Origin of the sequence: Cobetia sp. cqz5-12 (genome assembly GCF_016495405.1) — a bacterium.
Lineage (GTDB): Bacteria > Pseudomonadota > Gammaproteobacteria > Pseudomonadales > Halomonadaceae > Cobetia.
In genome coordinates this window covers 2,057,465-2,075,232 of sequence record NZ_CP044522.1, presented here as the reverse complement: position 1 = coordinate 2,075,232, position 17,768 = coordinate 2,057,465, and the positions used below count along the sequence as shown (strand labels likewise).

The following is a 17,768-nucleotide window of genomic DNA, read 5'->3' as shown; positions in this document are numbered from 1 at the left end:
AAGCCTTTCTTGGTGGCTCGGATGCATTCTAGTGGTTTAGTTCAGGAACGGCGACCACGCAGGTTCACGCACGTCGCCTTGTGCTGACGGCAGGGAGAATTGTGCCCTTCCGTCTGCCGACACCTGGCCCAGGACCCCGCGGGTTCCTTGCTGAGTGGCATATATCACCATAGTGCCATTCGGTGCAACACTTGGTGATTCATCCCACTGAGTATCGGTCAGGGAGGTAACCCGACCGCTCTTCAGATCTTGCTTGGCAACCTGATAACCGTTGCCTGCGCGGTTGATCATGAACAGGTTCTCTCCATCGGGTGAGATGCGCCCGCGGGAGTTGTAATTGCCGGTATACGTCACTCGTTCCGTGCCGCCGGACAGATCAAGACGATAGATCTGTGGGGAGCCTGCACGATCAGAAGTGAACAGCATACCACTGCCATCCGGCAACCAATCCGGTTCGGTATCGATCGCAGGATTGTTGGTCAGACGCTGGAACTGGCGGCTGGCAATATCCATCACATAGATTTCCGGCTGGCCATCCTTTGACAGTGCCATCGCCAGTTTACGTCCATCCGGCGACCAGGCCGGGGCACCATTGATGCCACGGAAACCTGTCAGTTTTGCACGACGACCACTACCCAATTCCTGCACATAGATAGCGGGACGTTCGGCTTCAAAACTGACATAGGCCAGCTTCTTGCCATCCGGCGACCATGCCGGTGACATGATCGGCTCATCGGACGCCAGAATCTCCTGACTATTGTGGCCATCTGAATCCGCCACGTACAGAGCAAAACGAATATTGTCGCCAACACCATTGGCGGTAATGTATGCGATTTTTGTCGAGAAAGCACCGCGAATTCCAGTGATTTCCTCAAATATTTCATCGCTCATATAATGGCCACGCGCGCGCAGCTCACCATTGCTCCCGGTGATGACTTCGCCAAGCATGCGCTTGTTGCCCAGCACATCCATCAGCTCATACTGGATGCTATAACCGCCATTGCTGGCCGTCTTTACCTGACCCACTACGAGGTAACTGGCCCCCAGGCGCTTCCAGTCATTGACGAAGACGTCCTGCGTCGTGCCCGGCAACGCGATCAGATTATCGCGTTTGATCGGGTCGAACTGGCCACTGCGCGCCAGGTCATCGGAGATGATGCGTGCGAGGTCCTGCGGAAGACTCCCCCCGGTCAGATTCTCGAACGGCACGACGGCGATAGGTGTAGCGCTGTCATTGCCCTTGGTAATCTCGATGGTCAGGTCAGCTCTTGCCAGGCTGGTCACTGCCAGCAAGGCGGCTGCCATCATCCATGCGGTCAATCGTCTCATCGGCCCAGGTCCTCTGGATTGAAGTACAGGTTGAAGTTTCGGAACTGGCTCTTGGCACCAGCTGGCAGATCCTGCATCTCGGTAAACGGTGCCGCTTTCTGGATCGCCTGAATCGCGGAACGATCAAAGGCGGCATTCCCACTGCTCTTGCTGACCGCTGCCGATACCAATTCACCTGTCGGCAACAATGACACTCTCAGCGTGACCGTCATACCGGGAACGGAGCCCGAGGGTCGATTCCAATTCTGTCCGACATACTTCTTGAGCAGGTTCTCGAAGCCATTGGCTGCCTGAGCGGCCTGTTTGGCGCCACTGATGGCGTCACTTTCATTGTCTATCAGGCTATCAAGCGAGCCGGCAGAGGCTTGAGCCGCTTTCTCGGCGAGTGCCTTCTGGCGTGCAGCTTCAGCAGCCGCTTTCTTGCGCGCTTCTTCCGCCGCCTTGGCCTTGGCTGCCTTTTCCTTGGCGGCCTTGTCCGCTGCCGCCTTGGCCGCTTTTTCCTTCTCGGCCTTTTCGGCTTCCGCCTTGGCCTTGGCTGCCTTCTCGGCTTCCGCCTTCTTGGCTTCAGCATCGGCCTTGGCCTTGGCCGCCTTCTCCGCTTCGGCTTTCTTGCGGGCTTCTTCTGCGGCTTTTTCCTTGGCGGCCTTTTCGGCTTCCGCCTTGGCCTTGGCTGCCTTCTCGGCTTCCGCCTTCTTCAAGGCATCGGCCTTGGCCTGCTTTTCCGCCTCGGCTTTCTTGCGATCGAGTGCAATCGCCTTGGCTTCCTCTGCACGCCTGGCCGCTTCTGCCTTGGCCTTCTCGGCCGCCGCTGCCGCCGCCTGCTCAGCCTTCAACTGCTCCGCTGCCTTGGCCTGTTCAGCCGCCTTTTGCTGTTGAGCCTTCTGGGCAGCCGCCTTCTCCTCGGCGGCGCTACGTTGCTGCTCCGCTGCAAGCTCTGCCTCTCTGGCCGCTTCTTCCTTGGCGCTCTGGCGCTGATCGGATTCTTCGGCCGCATCACGCGCCTTGCTCGACTTCGCCTGCTGGGCCTGATTGGTCGTGGTCTCGGTACTGACCAGTGTCGCGTTGACGATGGTGGTGTTGGTCTTTTCCGGCTCGGATTCCGGCCAGCTCACCAGAGTCAGAATCAGGATGCCCAGGTGCAGGCCAACGGCCAGCACCACAGGCAATCCCAACCCGACCCGCTGTTCTATCTCTGGCTGACTCATCCATCAGCCCTCGGTCGGTGGTTCTGAAATCAGCCCGACATTGGGAACACCTGCACCCTGCAGCGTGCTCATCAGCCCCATGACATCGCCATAGGGGGCTGTCTTGGCACCTTTCACCAACACGGGCGTCTTGGGCTTCTCGGCCACGATGGACGCGACCTTGCTACCCAGTTCGTCCAATGCCACCGGGGTGCGCTTGTCTTCATCCGACCCCAGGTCGATGTAGTAATTGCCGCTATCGTCCAACGAGACGATCAATGGCGTCACGTCATCGGGATTGTCGATCGGCTTTGAGGTGACCTTGGGCAATTCGACCTGGACCCCCTGCGTCATCATCGGCGCGGTGATCATGAAGATGACCAGCAACACCAACATGACGTCGATGAAGGGCACCACATTGATCTCGGAGGACAGCTTGCGCTTGTGACCTCTGCTATACGGTCCTTTCATTGACTCGCCTCCCTTCAAGCGTCGTTGCTGCCACGACCGTGCAGATTACGATGCAGAATGGAGTGAAGTTCTTCGGCGAAGTCTTCATAGCGACCCAGCAGCTGGTCAGCACGGCTAGCCAGACGGTTGTAGAAGATGACGGCCGGGATAGCCGCAAACAGGCCCATTGCGGTCGCGACCAGTGCCTCGGCAATCCAGGGAGCAACGGTGGTCAGAGTTGCCTGTTGAGCCGTGCCCAGCGCCTGGAAGGAGCCCATGATGCCCCACACGGTGCCGAACAGACCGACATAGGGGCTGACGGAGCTGACCGTGGCCAGAAACGGCAGGTGAACGTTCAGACGCTCTTCTTCACGTGACAACGTGACGCGCATGCTGCGCTGCACACCATCCATCACTGCATCGGCATTGCTGGACTTTGGCTTGAGGCGACTGTACTCGCGGAAACCGGCACGAAAGACGCCAGACGCGCCCGGCGTGGATTCTTCATCTGTCGGCAACTCACGATAGAGGTGATTGAGGTCGACCCCGGACCAGAAACGCTTTTCAAAGGCCGCGTAGGCCTGCTTGGCACGGGACAATGCCATCCCGCGCTGAAAGATCACCACCCAGGATGCAATGGAAGCTGCCAGCAACAGCAACATGACTGCCTGAACGACCAGACTGGCGTTCACGAACAGCGAAATGATCGACATCGAATCTTCCACGGAAATCCCTCTTTACTTGGTTCAGTCTGTGCCACCGTCAATCAGTGACACGATAAATAATCTGTTCATCAACCTGACGTCTCAGCGCCTGGCTGACCGCGGCCTCATCTGCGCCTCGTGATCTCAGACCTCAAGTGCCGCAAGCAATTCCCCGGGCCAGCGTCTGGGACGCAAGGTCGTGGCATCGACACAGGCAATCACGACTTCGGCTTCGCTCAAGATCTGCTCACCGCGCAGCGCCTTCTGGGTGAACGTCAAGCGTGCACCGCGCAATGCGCCTGCCGTTGCCGTCACGGTCAGCAGGTCATCCAGATACGCCGGACGAAGATAACGATTTGTTACACTGTGTACTACCAACTGAATGCCTTTTTCAAGCAAGGCTTGCTGCGTGAAGCCCTTCGCCCGCAACCATTCACTGCGGGCGCGCTCCATGAAGCGCAGATAATTCACGTAGTAGACAATGCCACCGGCATCAGTATCCTCGATATAGACGCGCACAGTGTGGTGAAAACATGCAGCTTCACCCTTCAACGTATTTCCTGCGTCTTCAGATGTCATGACGCGTCATTTCCTTCCTGTCCCAGGCGCGCCTGCTCTTCACGTGGCGTGATCCCGAAGTGCAGATAGGCCGAGCGTGTGACCAGACGCCCACGCGCCGTGCGCATCATGAAGCCCTGCTGGATCAGGTAGGGCTCCAGCACATCCTCGATGGTATCGCGCTCTTCCCCGATGGCCGTCGCCAGTGAATCGACCCCGACTGGCCCGCCATCGAACTTCTCGATCATCGCCAACAGCAGTCGACGGTCCATGTGATCCAGGCCGTGGCTGTCGACATTGAGCATGTTGAGCGCCTTGTCGGCCACTTCCAGGGTCAAGCGACCATCCGAGCGCACTTCGGCGAAGTCACGCACCCGGCGCAGCAGGCGATTGGCGATACGTGGCGTGCCGCGGGAACGACGCGCAATCTCCAGCGCCCCTTCCATCTCGACTTCCATGCCGGAAAGCCTGGCACTGCGCGCCACGATGTCGGTGAGTGACTCGATATCGTAGAACTCGAGGCGCTGGACGATACCGAAGCGATCGCGCAGTGGCGCCGTCAGCAGCCCCGCGCGCGTCGTCGCGCCCACCAGGGTGAATCGTGGCAGTTCAAGCTTGATCGAGCGGGCCGCGGGCCCTTCACCGATCATGATGTCGAGCTGGTAATCTTCCATCGCCGGGTAGAGCACTTCCTCGACGGCCGGTGACAGGCGGTGAATCTCGTCGATGAACAGTACATCGCCTTCCTGCAGGTTGGTCAGCATCGCTGCCAGATCCCCTGCCCGCTCCAGCACCGGCCCTGAAGTCGACTTGATATCGACACTCATCTCGCTGGCGATGATATGCGCCAGTGTCGTCTTGCCGAGACCAGGTGGGCCGAAGACCAGGGTGTGATCCAGACTATCGCCTCGTCCTCGCGCGGCACTGATGAAGATCTCCATCTGCTCGCGGACGATAGGCTGTCCGATGTAATCACTCAGCGTGCGTGGCCGGTTGGCACGATCGATCCGCTCTTCCGGATCATGCGTCGCCGCGGAGATCAGTCGGTCCGACTCCATCATGATGCTTGCTCAACTCCTGATGACGCAGATCACGTACATGACGCGGGTCATGGGCCATGAACGTGCGTCAGTGGCAGGTGGCAAGGTTTGTCGGGGCTGTGCAACGATCTAGCGCATCTGCGTTCAAGCGCGCACTTTCTACCCCAGTAACCTGCCAACCCCTAGTCAATAAATCCAATCACGATGCGCCGTTTCCTTGGCGGAAACTATAGGGCGCATGTTTGCTGCCCTGGCGGGGCGTCAGCTGGCCATCTTGCGCGCCAGAGCCGCCTTGATGAGCGCTTCCGTGGAGGCGCCGGTCTCGAGACCGGAGAGCATCTTGGCTGCCTCGACAGGCTTGTAGCCCAGTGACACCAGCGCGGCTTCGGCATCCGCCAGAGGATGCGTGACCGGCGGCTGTGGCTGGGAGGCACGCGCCATTTCATCAAGACCATCATCCGCCGGCAGCGTCCAATGCTTGAGACGATCGCGCATCTCAATGATCAGACGATCCGCCGTCTTCTTGCCGACACCCGGCAGACGTGTCAGCGCCCGGCTATCTTCATCGTGAACACAGCGAATGAAATCTGACTGCTCCATTCCCGACAGAATCGCCAGCGCCAGACGCGGGCCGACACCGGAAATCTTGATCAATTCACGGAACAGACGACGCTCGGGCTCCTTGCCGAAGCCGTAGAGCAACTGCGCGTCTTCGCGCACCACCAGATGGGTGTAAAGCTGGCAATGTTCGCCCACTGCCGGCAAGCCCAACAGGGTGTTCATCGAAGCTTCCAGCTCATAACCGACACCCTGTACATCAAGCACCAGCTGCGGCGGTTGTTTTTCCAGCAATGTCCCGGTCAGACGTCCAATCATGTTGCGGCTGTCCTTGCTCGGCAGAGAACGTGTTCGGTGGAATCCTGCTGCTCGCAGGCCCGATCCTCTGCACGGATTGTTACAATGCGGGCAAGCCTACCAAAGATGAAGCGTAGGCGGCATGTCCCAGTGTCACGACGAATTTGTCGCATCTTTCTGACAGTCATACCTTGAGGAATGACACGAAGCCTGATGCCACGCGGCTTGGCACATCACGCAATCGGCTGCTGCCAGACTCGGCAGACACTCTACAAGTGACTGAAAAATCGCTATTAATTGAGCACAATACCGCATTTGTCGCTCAGCGGCATGTCAGGCGTCGGGCTCGAAGTCTCGCCAACTGCTGCTGCGCCGCACGCGGGTTCCCTTGCGTCGACTGGTATTCCCCAATCCCAAGGCTTCCAGCTGGTCATTGCCGGGCGTAAGGCGTCGACGCGCGAAACAATGCGTCAAGGCGATGGCCAGCGCATCGGCGGCATCGGCTTGTGGCGTGGCGGAAAGCTTGAGCGTATGCGTGACCATATGCTGCACCTGAGACTTCTCCGCAGCGCCGGTGCCGGTCACGGCCTGCTTGATCTGTCGCGGCCCATATTCGAATACCGGCAAGCCGTGATTGGCCGCACACACGATAGCAGCCCCGCGCGCCTGGCCCAGCTTGAGCGCAGAATCCGCGTTCTTGGACATGAAGACCTGCTCGATGGCGAATTCCGCAGGGCGATGCATGGCGATCACCTCGCTGATACCGGCATAGATCTGTGCCAGACGCTGATCCAGGCTGACCTGTGACATGCGAATGCAGCCACTGTCCACATAGCGAGGCTGAGCCGCAGAGACATCCAACACCCCATACCCGGTCAGACGTGAACCCGGGTCGATGCCAAGAATGATCATGCTGCCGCCTCGTCTTTCACACCTTCGGTCTTCGGTCTTCGCTGTCATCATCGCGCCATCGCTTTTACTGTGTATATAACCAGCCACCATGCCACAAAAAAGGCGGTGCGACACTGTCAACGCCTGACGTGAACGTCAGCAAACAGTCTCGCACCGCCTTGTCGGGCTTGCTTGCCCCCCTTGCCTATCAGGTCACAGGGGCAAACCTCCCACGGCGGGACAGCCCTTGCCTGATCGAATCAGTCCAGACGGCCCCACCAGTCACTTCCTCGGTCATGCGCCGCTGAATCAGGCCTGACCGCTTTCGTCCTCGACCTTGACCTTCTGACGCAGACGGATGTTCAGCTCCTTGAGCTGCTCACCGCTGACCACGCCCGGGGCGTCGGTCATCATGCAGCCGGCGCTCTGGGTTTTCGGGAAGGCAATCACTTCACGAATGGTCTTGGCGCCGGTCATCAGCATCACCAGACGGTCGAGACCGAAGGCCAGACCACCATGGGGCGGCGCGCCGAACTTCAGGGCGTCGAGCAGGAAGCCGAACTTCTCTTCCGCTTCTTCTTCACCGATGCCCAGCACTTCGAACACGGTACGCTGCATGGCCTGATCGTGAATACGGATGGAGCCGCCACCCAGCTCGGTGCCGTTGATGACCATGTCGTAGGCGCGAGACAGTGCCGCTTCCGGGTTGGCCTTGAGCTCTTCCGGCGTGCAGGACGGTGCGGTGAACGGGTGGTGAAGCGCGCTCAGGCGGCCATTGGCATCGGCTTCGAACATCGGGAAGTCGACGACCCACAGCGGTGCCCACTCGCGAGTGTAGAGGTTGAGGTCTTCGCCCAGCTTGACGCGCAGCGCACCGATGGCCTCGGCCACGATGTTGGCCTTGTCAGCGCCGAAGAACACGATGTCGCCATCGACGGCGCCACAGCGGTCCAGCACTTCATCCACGACGTCTTCCATGAACTTGACGATCGGCGACTGCAGCCCCTCGATGCCCTTGGCACGTTCGTTGACCTTGATCCATGCCAGGCCCTTGGCACCGTAGATGCCGACGAACTTGGTGTAGGCGTCGATTTCCTTGCGAGACAGGCTGGCACCGCCCGGAACACGGAGTGCGGCGACACGGCCCTTGTCGTCCTTGGCCGGACCGGAGAAGACCTTGAAGTCCACGCCGCTCATCAGGTCATCGACATCGACCAGTTCCAGCGGGATGCGCAGGTCCGGCTTGTCGGAACCGAAGCGGCTGATGGCCTCGGAATACGGCATGGTCGGGAAGTCACCCAGCTCGACATCGAGCACTTCCTTGTAGAGGCCACGGATCATGGTCTCGGTCATGCCCATGATGTCCTGCTCGTCGACGAAGCTGGCTTCGAGGTCGATCTGGGTGAACTCCGGCTGACGGTCGGCGCGCAGATCTTCATCACGGAAGCATTTGGCGATCTGGTAGTAACGATCGACACCAGCGACCATCAGCAGCTGCTTGAACAGCTGCGGGGACTGCGGCAGCGCGAAGAAGCTGCCGGCGTAGGTACGGCTCGGCACCAGATAGTCACGTGCGCCTTCCGGCGTGGCACGTGTCAGGATCGGGGTTTCGATGTCGAGGAAGCCCAGGGCTTCGAGCTGGGCGCGCACGCTGTGAGTGATGCGCGAGCGCAGACGCAGCTTCTCGATCATGTCGGGACGACGCAGGTCGACATAACGATACTTGAGGCGCACTTCCTCACCGACCTTGTTGTGGTCGTCGAGCTGGAACGGCGGCGTCTGTGCGGTGTTGAGCACTTCGACGTCCTTGGCCAGCACTTCGATCATGCCTGTCGGCATGTTCGGGTTCTGGGTGCCTTCCGGGCGCAGACGGATGCGGCCCTTGATACGCAGCACGAACTCGCTGCGCGCCTTGTCGGCAGTGGCGAAGGCATCGACGGTGTCCGGATCGACGACGATCTGGGCAATGCCATCACGGTCGCGCATGTCGAGGAAGATGACGCCACCGTGGTCGCGACGGCGGTGCACCCACCCGCACAGAGTGACATCCTGATCGATCAGGGTCTCGTTCAGTTTGCCGCAATAGTGGCTGCGCATGTTGATTCCTTGTTGCTCAAATTCATGATCGACGCGCTGATGCGCATCTGTCTCAGAGGGCCTGCCGTTGGCGATGAGGGTCAAGGGTACCCGTTGGGCGCCCTTGACCCTCATCACGCTGATGCCTGACGCACTATCCCAGCTGCATCAGGCGGTGCTGTCGCTACCACCGGCCAGATTCTTCTTGCTGCCGGACTTGAAATCCGTCTCGTACCAGCCACTGCCTGCCAGACGGAAGCCGGAGGCGGAGACCAGCTTCTCGAGCTGGTCCGTCTTGCATTCCGGGCACTCCGTCAGCGGCGCAGCGCTGATCTTCTGCAACTTGTCCATCCGATGGCCACAGGCCTTGCAGTGGTATTCATAGATCGGCATGGTCTTCTTTCCTGACAATACTGGTCACGGGGCTGTCTGAGCACCGTGAACCATGACAATGTTATGCCTTGCGGCGCGTCTTGCGTTCAGCGCACCTGCAGCCCCAACATGAGAGCTTTCGCAAGCACCAGCAAGAGACGCCTACAATAAGGCCAGTTGAGCGGCTTTCAAGTCAAAGCGAAAGGGGCACATTATAGCGTGCTCGGCCCCGTGCGGGGCAACACCCAAGCACAAACCGGCCCAGACACCACGTACTCGTCATTCCGGGGCCAGCCTTTCTGTCTTTTTGTCTATCTTCCTACGCCATCATGAGGCACCCATGTCCGATCACGATCGTACTTCGCAGTCTCCCTCTCATTCCTCCACGCCTTCTTCCTCCCACTGCGAGCCCGCCTCGTCCACCAGTGCCCCGCAGGCCGTCATGCTCGATGCCGGTTCCGTCGGTGACGGGCTGGACTTCTCGCGCCTCGAGGCCCGCCTGGAGGGATTGGCCTGCCATGACGCCACCGCGCCCGAGGAAGTGGTGCCACGAATGAGCGGTGCCTCCATCGTGCTGGTCAACAAGGTACGCATCGAGGCGCACCATATGGATGAGCTGCCGACCCTCAAGCTGATCGCGGTGATGGCGACCGGTACCAACAACATCGACATGGCGGCCGCCGAAGCACGCGGCATTCGGGTCATGAACGTCAATGCCTATGGCACTCACTCGGTGGCGCAGCACACCTGGATGCTGCTACTGGCACTGGCTGGCCGCCTGCCGGAATACCAGACCGACATCGCTGCGGGCGAGTGGCAACGCAGCCCGACCTTCTGCCTGATGGGCCGCCCCGTGGTGCAGCTGTCCGGCAAGCATCTGGTCATCGTCGGCAAGGGGGAGCTGGGCACCGCGGTGGGTAGGCTGGCCGAGGCATTCGGTATGCGTGTGACCTTTGCCGCTCGTCCGGGCACTGCCCCCACCGCCGAGCGCCCCGCGCTGGAAAGTCTGCTGCCCCAGGCTGACGCCATCAGCCTGCACTGCCCGCTGACACCGGAAACGCAGCATCTGATCGATGAACAGGCGCTCGCCGCCATGAAGACTGGTGCACTGCTGGTCAATTGTGCCCGCGGGGGCATCATCGACGAGGATGCAGCCCTGGAAGCACTGGCCACCGGACAACTCGGCGGCCTGGCGGTAGATAGCCTACCGGAGGAGCCGCCACGTGAAGGCCACTCACTGCTCTCGGCTCTGGAAAGCCAGCACCATTCGGCGAGTGCGCCCTTGAACCTGATCGTCACGCCGCACAATGCCTGGATCAGCCAGGAGGCGCGCCAGAACATGCTTGATCTCAGTCTGGCCAATATCGAGACATTCCTGAGCGAACACGCCTAACACCGCTAAATCCTCGCGGTGACAGGGGCTGACGCCGAGTGGCAGGTGTGATCGGTACATTACGAAAAAGCCCCCGAACCGGCATATGCGCCGGTTCGGGGGCTTTTTATGAGTGGCCTGGCATCAGCGAATACGGATATGCATGCCCGCCGCCTTGAGGGCATTGCCTTCAGCGTCCCACGACACCACACGACCGCGTGAGCTCAATAGTACCCACTGGGTAGCGCCTTCTCTTGCGCCGTCCTCTTTCTCGCCCCTCTCTTGCTCGTCCAACTCTCTCTCGTCGCCCTCCAGCACACCATCAGCGTCAGCGTCAGCCATCAGGCTCCGCTGTTGCAGGGAGTTGTCGCCAGCCTTGCCTGCTTCAGCATCCATGCCTGCCTCGTTCATTCCCATCGCCTCGATCTGCTGAAGGTCTTCCTCCTGCGGCGCACGCATTCGGTACTGACATTCACAGCTTTCGCCGTAAGTATTGATGACCTGATGCCTGAGCACATGCACCTGCTCAAGGTCATCCGGGTGGATCAAGCGGTCGAAATCCATTTCGCGCATCGCCAACGGCTCGTGACCCGAAGCGCCGAGCATCTTCCAGAGATTGGGATGGATGCGCACGATGCGTTCAGGAATGTCCATTTCCCACAGGCTATCGCCGCTGGCTTCGAGAGAATCCAGCAGGCGACGCTCGCTGGACTGCAATTCCTTCTGGGTCTGGCGCAGCCGCTGGTACATCTCTTCGGCGGTGGCGTTGGCATCATCCAGCTCGACGATGCCACTGCCACCCGCGGACTCGACGTCCGCGCCCATGCCGATGCGATGAAGACGCTCACGCAGCTCGGCCAGCGGCACCGAAAGGCGACGGCTGATGTGGTGCGTGCGCCAGCTCATGAGAATGAAGAAGGTGAAATAGAACAGGATCAGGCCACCGACCAGCGCCATGCCGACCAGCTGGAAGTTGCGTCCGATCTCGGCGGTACGAAAGAAGACGGCGCTCTCCTCGACCATGCTCAACATGATCCAGCCATTGCCCGGCAAGCGCTCCCACGCCACCTTGTAGGGTGCCCCTGCTACATTGACGCTCTCCAGGCCACGCCGCTGCTCGAGGATACGGGGCGCGAGTCTCTTGAAGACGTCATGGCCTTTCAGCGCCAGCTGGGCTGGCCGAATGACATCCTCTTCCTGCAGGTCATAGGCATCGGGAATATCCAACGGCAGCAGCGACAACAACTGCTCACCGGCGCGCGGCACGGCGAGTGAGCGTCCGTCGGCATCGAACAGCATCGCGAAGCCTTGCCAAGGCAGCTCCATCGCCAGCACCTGATTGACGATCACGTCCAGGGTCATGTCGACGCCGGCGACACCGAGAAATTCGCCTTGCTCCGAATAGAAGGGGCTGACGGCCGACGTCATCCAGCCATTGCCGGCCGGATCTTCGTAGATATCGGTCCAGATGGTGTTTCGCGAGGGATTTGCCTCTGGCGCGGCCAGATAGAAGAAGGAGAAGTCACGACAGTCATGGTTGGCTGGCACCAGCGAGGCCAGATCGACATAGGGGAAAAGGCGGACATAGCAGTCAGCCATCGTGACGAAGGACTGCACCACGGCCGAGTGCGAATATACGACACTGCGCATAATCGGGTCGACCGCCGTCATGCGCAGCGCCATGGAGATGTCCTGCTCGAGGCCTGGCAAGGCGGGATAGAAGCCGCTGCCCTGATTGTCCGCCGTCTGCTGACTGGCCCAGACACCGCTGGGCTGGCTTGCGTGACGAGCAACCTCGTGCGCCGCTACCCCAGTGCCAGTGTCGCCCATGGCCAGTTCGCCTGCCTGGGCACCGAGCCCGCGCGACAGGTTCTGGACATGCTCCAGTTGCTGGCTGAGTGACTTGGCCTCCCGCAGCATTGCCAGATTGAGTTCACTGCTCGACTGGGATTGCAGATAATTGAGATTGGCATCACGAATCTCGTCATTGGACACGAAATACACCGCCACCAGGGCGGTCTCGACCAACAGCAACGGAATCATGGTACTGGTGAAGAGCGCTCGCCAGACCCACTTCTTGATCGTGACGGCGGGTTGCTTCGACTCCGACATGGGCGACTATCCTGAATCCAGCGAGATGACAGGAAGTATGCACTTTCTCTTGCGTTCCAAGAGGCTAATAGCTTCAACGCTGAAACATGACCTATAGGTCAGACCTTGGTGATACGACTGGGGACAGGCGGCCAAGGCTTTGCTAGGATGCTCGACCCCAAGGAGGCTGCATGCTTTACAACTACGGTTCTATCAATATCGATCACGTCTATCGGGTACCCCACCTGGTACGACCGGGTGAAACCCTGGCGAGTCTCTCCTACCGTCAGGTACTGGGTGGCAAGGGTGCCAACCAGTCGCTCGCGCTTGCGCGCGCCGGAGGCGACGTCACGCACTGGGGCCGCCTTGGCAACAGTGATCGCTGGGCACTCGAGCCGCTGGAAGGCGCCGGTGTCATCACCTCGCAAGTCGAGCTGAGCGCCAGCGCCAGTGGCCACGCCATCATCCAGGTGGACGACCACGCCGAGAACAGCATCATTCTGCATCCGGGTGCCAACCACGGTTTCACCGATGAGCATCTGGCGACGCTGTTCTCCGGCGTGACACAGGGAGATTGGCTGCTGCTGCAAAATGAGTGCAACGCACTGGGCAAGGTCATCGAGCTGGCACATGCCAAGGGTATGAAGATCGCCTTCAATCCCGCCCCGATGGGTGCTGATGTCCTGCGCCTGCCACTGGAGCATTGCCAGGTGCTGTTCCTCAATCGCGGTGAAGCGGCACAGCTGGTCGAGCTGGAAGAGAGCGCGCCTGTCGCCACCTTGCTCGCCGCGCTGCACACTCGTCTGCCTGACACCGAAGTGGTCATGACCCTGGGCAGTGAAGGCGTCTGCTACCAGCTGGGGGAACAACGCATCCAGCTGCCGGCGCACCGCGTCAATGCCGTGGACACCACTGCAGCGGGTGACACCTTCATCGGCTATTACCTGGCAAGCCAGATCGAAGGTCTGAGCATCGAGGAAAGCCTGCGTCGCGCCAGCACCGCCTCTGCCCTGTGCGTGAGCCGCGAAGGCGCAGCGCCGAGCATTCCGCTGGCCAGTGATGTCGCCGCTGCCCTGGCCGAATGGCCGACGCTCGACGTCCTGAGTAACTGAGTCTTTGAGCAGCGAGTCTCTGAACAACTGAACTACCTGCACGGGGCACCACCACGTGGCCCGTGCCGTGCCCATGTCAGCTCATGGGCACCCTGTCGGCGTAACGCCCTCTTTAGCAGGTCACTTCTTTCACGAGGTCAGCATGAAAACACCGATCATCTTTGATACCGATCCGGGCGTGGATGATGCCCAGGCGATTGCCATCTGTCTGGCGCATCCGGACATCGAATTCCTCGGCATGACCACCACCTTCGGCAACGTCACCATCGAGACGGCCACCTCCAACGCCCTGCTGCTGGGCGAACTGGCAGGTCAGGAGATTCCGGTCGCCCAGGGCGCTGCCCAGCCGCTGGTCAAGGACAAGTTCCCGGCGCCGGCGCACATCCACGGTGCCAATGGCCTGGGCAACATGGAGATCCCGGAGCCCAAGGGCAAGGCACTGTCCATCAGCGCACCGCAATTCATCGTCGAGCAGGTCAATGCGCGCCCGGGCGAGATCACGCTCGTCGCCGTCGGTCCGCTGGGCAATCTGGCCACCGCACTGCAGCTGGACCCGAGCATCATCAGCAAGGTCAAGCAGGTCGTCGTCATGGGCGGTTCCATCCGTGAAGGCGGCAACGTCTCCCCGGTCGCCGAAGCCAACATCTTCAATGACCCGCATGCCGCCGCCAAGGTGCTGACCGCCGGCTGGCCGCTGACCATGGTCGGTCTCGATGCGACGCACCGCTGCGTGCTGTCTCCGGCCCATGTCGAGCGCATTCGCGTCGCGCAGGGCGCACTCGGCGAAGTGCTGTCCGGCAGCTATCAGTTCTACAAGGCCTTCTATCAGGAAGCGCGCGGCATCGATGGTTGCTGCCCGCACGACAGCTGCGCCCTCGCCTGGCTGATGAAGCCGGAGCTGTTCACCACCGAGCGCGGCCACCTGAATGTCGAAGTCGAAGGCCTGGCCGAAGGTCAGACGCTGTTCGCCCCTGAGGGGCGCGAATTCCTCGGCAACCAGTGGTCCCAGACGCCGCTGGTCGACGTCTGCGTCAATGCCCAGGGCGACAAGGTCGTGGAGTGGATCACCGAGGTGCTGACCGCCAAGGCGTCCTGATCCCGCGCCCGGCAGGCTCGCCTGGGCCTGCCACCGGCCTTGCCACAAACCGAGACAACGCCCGTCAGCGTCATTGCTGGCGGGCGTTGTCTCGGTTAGGGCATTCGCGCTTGTTCACTTTCCCCTTTCCTTCCCACTTCCCACTTCCCACTTCCCACTTCCCACTTCCCACTTCCCACTTCCCCCTTATCCCTTATCCCTTATCCCTTATCCCTTCAGGCCTCACCTTCAGGGCTATAGCTTCCCTATGGCCCCAAAGACCGAGAAGTTTAGGGATTACCAAGTTTTGCTTAACAAGATAACGGGATAAACTTTTACATACCCCTTACCAGACAGGGGTGGATGGCGAGCCGTTCGACGCATGCACATAATCTGATACGCTAGCGGAATCTCGCTGGGCAAGCACTTCATACGCCGCCCCATCCTGCCTGCCACGGAGCTCACCATGCCTTCGACGACAACGTTGCCCTCCGCACCCGCTGCAACGCTTCGCACTCAGGATTCTCCCGCGATCGCCGACACCCAATATGACTGCCTGGTCTTCATCGGTCGCTTTCAGCCCATGCACCATGGCCATGTTGCCGTGATGGAAGAGGCACTGCGCCTCGCGCGGCAGGTCATCGTGCTGGTCGGTTCTGCCTGGCAGGCGCGTTCACTGCGCAACCCGTTCACCTTCTCTGAACGCACGCGCATGATCCGCAGTTGCTTTGACGATGCTGACAATGCGCGCCTGGAAATCGTGCCGTTGCTTGACGCCCTCTACAACGACGATGTCTGGGTGCGTGATGTGCAGCGCAAGGTACGCGATATCGCACGTCCGCAAGCCAATCGGATGCCGAGAATCGCGCTGATCGGTGCCAATCGTCGTGACAGCAACAGCCAGTCAAGCTACTACCTGAGCCTCTTCCCCCAGTGGGAGTCGGTGGCGGTGCCGCTGCGCGAGGGGATGGAAGCCAGCCGTATTCGTGAGGTCATCTTCACCGAGCGTGCACGCGCCGAGGATTGGCTGGACAACGAGGGGTTGGAGCTGCTGCCAGCGCCGGTAGCTCAGCACCTGCATGGCTTTCTGGATGAGACCGCGTGGCAAGGGCTGGTGGAGGAACGTCGCCTGCTGGAGCAATATCGCGCCGCCTGGAGCGACGCGCCCTACCCGCCACTGTTCATCACGGTCAACGCCGTGGTGGTGCAGTCCGGCCATGTGCTGCTCACCACGCGTCGCGCGGCGCCCGGCAAGGGGCTTTACGCCCTGCCTGGCGGCTTCGTGCAACCCCAGGAGCGCCTGCTGGATGCCTGCCTGCGTGAGCTCAAGGAACGTGTACGCCTCAAGGTGCCGGAACCAGTCCTGCGTGGCTCTCTGCGCGGTCAGCGTCTGTTTGACGCGCCGCATCGCAGCTGGCGCGGACGCACCCTGGCTGAGGCCTTCTACTTCGCCCTGCGGCCGGAGCAGCAGCTACCCAAGCTCAGAAGTGGCGGTGGAGAGAACGAGGAGCAGGCACGCTGGGTCGCGCTGGCGGACCTGGAGCCTGACACCCTGTTCGAAGACCACTTCTTCATCATTCAGAACTTTCTCGGCCTGCATGCCGGACAGACCGGTTTCTGACGGCTGGGATGTGGTCCACACACGAAAACGGCAGCCCAGTGGGCTGCCGTTTTCGGCCAAGAGACACGCAGGTCTTCTAAACCGGCAATACACCGGCAAGGCTCAGGCTTCGAGGAAGTCGCGCGGCAAGTTCATCAGCTGTTTCCACAGCTTGTCGATGCCGGGCTTGTGGACCAGCGAACACCGATAGAGACGAATCTCCAGCGGGATATCCCACGCCTCGTTGCCCGCGCGCACCAGCTTGCCGCTTTCCAGCTCATCGCGAATGCAGAAATCCGGTATCCACGCCATGCCGACGCCCTGCAGGGCCATGCCCTTGAGCCCTTCTGCCATCGCCATCTCATAGACGGTGCGCAGACGCAGCCGCAGCGGATCATTCTTGAGCAGCATCTTCACGCTGCGGCCCAGAAATGCGCCCTGGGTATAGGACAGCAGGGGAATCGCATCCTGGCTGGTCTCGCTCTGCCCGGTCAGCGGGAAGCGTGGCTCGCCATTCTCCAGCGGCACGCACACCGGCAGCATGTTGACCTTGGCGACCGAGAAGGACGGGAAAGCCTCGGCGTCCAGCTGCATGCTGGCGTAAGGGTCGTAATAGGCCAGCATCAAGTCGCAGTTGCCTTCGCGCAGCGAGTGAATGGCGTCGCCGACATTCATCGCGGACAGGCGTGTCGGCAGCTCCCCCAGGCCCTGCTGAAGACGCGAGATCCACTTGGGGAAGAAGGCCAGCGCCAGCGAATGCGCGGCCGCGATATCCAGGGTCTCGTTGGCCATGCCCAGCCCACGCAGGTGGGCGAGACACTCCGACAGCTGCTCTGTCAGGTTGCGCGCGGTGACCAGGAACAACTGGCCCTCCGGTGTCAGACTGACCGGGGTCGTCGAACGATCGACCAGCGTAGTGCCCACTGCCTGTTCAAGCGCACGAATGCGGCGACTGAACGCAGGCTGGGTAACGTGTCGCAGGCGAGCCGAGGTGGAGAAGCTGCGGGTATTGGATAGCGCAACGAAATCTTCCAACCACTTAGTTTCCAGGTTCACCCG

Annotated in this window: 16 protein-coding genes; 4 read left to right on the top strand and 12 right to left on the bottom strand. The window is 60.7% G+C overall.

All coding sequences use genetic code 11. The features are described from left to right. Positions 1 to 36: 36 nt before the first annotated feature. The 10 genes from tolB to F8A90_RS08740 form a co-directional block, all read right to left on the bottom strand. Complete coding sequence (gene tolB, locus F8A90_RS08785) at positions 37 to 1,329, bottom strand: Tol-Pal system beta propeller repeat protein TolB (protein ID WP_166017930.1); 1,293 nt, start codon at positions 1,327 to 1,329, stop codon at positions 37 to 39. Then, on the bottom strand, positions 1,326 to 2,534 hold the full coding sequence (gene tolA / locus F8A90_RS08780; RefSeq protein WP_200019791.1) for a cell envelope integrity protein TolA: 1,209 nt from the start codon (positions 2,532 to 2,534) through the stop codon (positions 1,326 to 1,328). Before tolA ends, tolB begins: the two co-directional genes overlap by 4 nt. Positions 2,535 to 2,537: 3 nt before the next feature. Beyond that, a complete protein-coding gene (gene tolR, locus F8A90_RS08775) occupies positions 2,538 to 2,984 on the bottom strand; it encodes a protein TolR (protein ID WP_054556687.1) in 447 nt (148 codons plus the stop codon). Between the two features lie 14 nt (positions 2,985 to 2,998). After that, a complete protein-coding gene (gene tolQ / locus F8A90_RS08770; RefSeq protein WP_107336548.1) occupies positions 2,999 to 3,676 on the bottom strand; it encodes a protein TolQ in 678 nt (225 codons plus the stop codon). Positions 3,677 to 3,811: 135 nt separating this feature from the next. Continuing rightward, on the bottom strand, positions 3,812 to 4,246 hold the full coding sequence (gene ybgC, locus F8A90_RS08765; RefSeq protein ID WP_166017926.1) for a tol-pal system-associated acyl-CoA thioesterase: 435 nt from the start codon (positions 4,244 to 4,246) through the stop codon (positions 3,812 to 3,814). Continuing rightward, on the bottom strand, positions 4,243 to 5,286 hold the full coding sequence (gene ruvB / locus F8A90_RS08760) for a Holliday junction branch migration DNA helicase RuvB (RefSeq protein WP_200019790.1): 1,044 nt from the start codon (positions 5,284 to 5,286) through the stop codon (positions 4,243 to 4,245). Before ruvB ends, ybgC begins: the two co-directional genes overlap by 4 nt. Before the next feature lie 240 nt (positions 5,287 to 5,526). Beyond that, complete coding sequence (gene ruvA, locus F8A90_RS08755; RefSeq protein WP_043333607.1) at positions 5,527 to 6,141, bottom strand: Holliday junction branch migration protein RuvA; 615 nt, start codon at positions 6,139 to 6,141, stop codon at positions 5,527 to 5,529. A 312-nt stretch (positions 6,142 to 6,453) separates the two neighbouring features. Further along, positions 6,454 to 7,032, bottom strand: coding sequence for a crossover junction endodeoxyribonuclease RuvC (gene ruvC, locus F8A90_RS08750; protein ID WP_166017922.1), 579 nt, complete (start codon positions 7,030 to 7,032; stop codon positions 6,454 to 6,456). 288 nt (positions 7,033 to 7,320) lie between these two features. After that, positions 7,321 to 9,108 (bottom strand): aspartate--tRNA ligase, encoded by a 1,788-nt coding sequence (gene aspS, locus F8A90_RS08745; protein ID WP_043333603.1) that lies wholly within the window; start codon positions 9,106 to 9,108, stop codon positions 7,321 to 7,323. Positions 9,109 to 9,255: 147 nt separating this feature from the next. After that, entirely contained in the window at positions 9,256 to 9,480 is a 225-nt protein-coding gene (locus F8A90_RS08740; protein WP_166017918.1) for an FmdB family zinc ribbon protein, read from the bottom strand. 319 nt (positions 9,481 to 9,799) lie between these two features. On the opposite strand from F8A90_RS08740, the gene F8A90_RS08735 reads away from it, so the two are divergent. Beyond that, the gene (locus F8A90_RS08735) at positions 9,800 to 10,852 is read left to right on the top strand and encodes a D-2-hydroxyacid dehydrogenase (RefSeq protein WP_200019789.1); all 1,053 of its coding nucleotides are present in this window, start codon (positions 9,800 to 9,802) and stop codon (positions 10,850 to 10,852) included. A gap of 123 nt (positions 10,853 to 10,975) precedes the next feature. Here F8A90_RS08735 and F8A90_RS08730 read toward each other — a convergent pair whose 3' ends face one another. Next, positions 10,976 to 12,943: a PDC sensor domain-containing protein gene (locus F8A90_RS08730; protein ID WP_200019788.1), complete on the bottom strand. Its 1,968-nt coding sequence runs from the start codon at positions 12,941 to 12,943 to the stop codon at positions 10,976 to 10,978. 170 nt (positions 12,944 to 13,113) lie between these two features. On the opposite strand from F8A90_RS08730, the gene F8A90_RS08725 reads away from it, so the two are divergent. From F8A90_RS08725 to F8A90_RS08715, 3 genes are all read left to right on the top strand, one after another. Further along, a complete protein-coding gene (locus F8A90_RS08725) occupies positions 13,114 to 14,034 on the top strand; it encodes a ribokinase (protein ID WP_200019787.1) in 921 nt (306 codons plus the stop codon). Between the two features lie 142 nt (positions 14,035 to 14,176). Beyond that, positions 14,177 to 15,130 (top strand): nucleoside hydrolase, encoded by a 954-nt coding sequence (locus F8A90_RS08720; protein WP_200019786.1) that lies wholly within the window; start codon positions 14,177 to 14,179, stop codon positions 15,128 to 15,130. A gap of 445 nt (positions 15,131 to 15,575) precedes the next feature. Continuing rightward, the gene (locus tag F8A90_RS08715; RefSeq protein WP_200019785.1) at positions 15,576 to 16,730 is read left to right on the top strand and encodes a bifunctional nicotinamide-nucleotide adenylyltransferase/Nudix hydroxylase; all 1,155 of its coding nucleotides are present in this window, start codon (positions 15,576 to 15,578) and stop codon (positions 16,728 to 16,730) included. A 102-nt stretch (positions 16,731 to 16,832) separates the two neighbouring features. On the opposite strand, the gene F8A90_RS08710 is transcribed toward F8A90_RS08715, so the two are convergent. After that, the gene (locus tag F8A90_RS08710) at positions 16,833 to 17,765 is read right to left on the bottom strand and encodes a LysR substrate-binding domain-containing protein (protein ID WP_054556694.1); all 933 of its coding nucleotides are present in this window, start codon (positions 17,763 to 17,765) and stop codon (positions 16,833 to 16,835) included. Positions 17,766 to 17,768: the final 3 nt, after the last annotated feature.

Excerpts from the sequence above, each read along its gene's own strand:
- tolB (WP_166017930.1), bottom strand. The coding sequence starts at position 1,329 with ATGAGACGATTGACCGCATGGATGATGGCAGCCGCCTTGCTGGCAGTG.
- tolA (WP_200019791.1), bottom strand. The coding sequence starts at position 2,534 with ATGAGTCAGCCAGAGATAGAACAGCGGGTCGGGTTGGGATTGCCTGTG.
- tolR (WP_054556687.1), bottom strand. The coding sequence starts at position 2,984 with ATGAAAGGACCGTATAGCAGAGGTCACAAGCGCAAGCTGTCCTCCGAG.
- tolQ (WP_107336548.1), bottom strand. The coding sequence starts at position 3,676 with ATGTCGATCATTTCGCTGTTCGTGAACGCCAGTCTGGTCGTTCAGGCA.
- ybgC (WP_166017926.1), bottom strand. The coding sequence starts at position 4,246 with ATGACATCTGAAGACGCAGGAAATACGTTGAAGGGTGAAGCTGCATGT.
- ruvB (WP_200019790.1), bottom strand. The coding sequence starts at position 5,286 with ATGATGGAGTCGGACCGACTGATCTCCGCGGCGACGCATGATCCGGAA.
- ruvA (WP_043333607.1), bottom strand. The coding sequence starts at position 6,141 with ATGATTGGACGTCTGACCGGGACATTGCTGGAAAAACAACCGCCGCAG.
- ruvC (WP_166017922.1), bottom strand. The coding sequence starts at position 7,032 with ATGATCATTCTTGGCATCGACCCGGGTTCACGTCTGACCGGGTATGGG.
- aspS (WP_043333603.1), bottom strand. The coding sequence starts at position 9,108 with ATGCGCAGCCACTATTGCGGCAAACTGAACGAGACCCTGATCGATCAG.
- F8A90_RS08740 (WP_166017918.1), bottom strand. The coding sequence starts at position 9,480 with ATGCCGATCTATGAATACCACTGCAAGGCCTGTGGCCATCGGATGGAC.
- F8A90_RS08735 (WP_200019789.1), top strand. The coding sequence starts at position 9,800 with ATGTCCGATCACGATCGTACTTCGCAGTCTCCCTCTCATTCCTCCACG.
- F8A90_RS08730 (WP_200019788.1), bottom strand. The coding sequence starts at position 12,943 with ATGTCGGAGTCGAAGCAACCCGCCGTCACGATCAAGAAGTGGGTCTGG.
- F8A90_RS08725 (WP_200019787.1), top strand. The coding sequence starts at position 13,114 with ATGCTTTACAACTACGGTTCTATCAATATCGATCACGTCTATCGGGTA.
- F8A90_RS08720 (WP_200019786.1), top strand. The coding sequence starts at position 14,177 with ATGAAAACACCGATCATCTTTGATACCGATCCGGGCGTGGATGATGCC.
- F8A90_RS08715 (WP_200019785.1), top strand. The coding sequence starts at position 15,576 with ATGCCTTCGACGACAACGTTGCCCTCCGCACCCGCTGCAACGCTTCGC.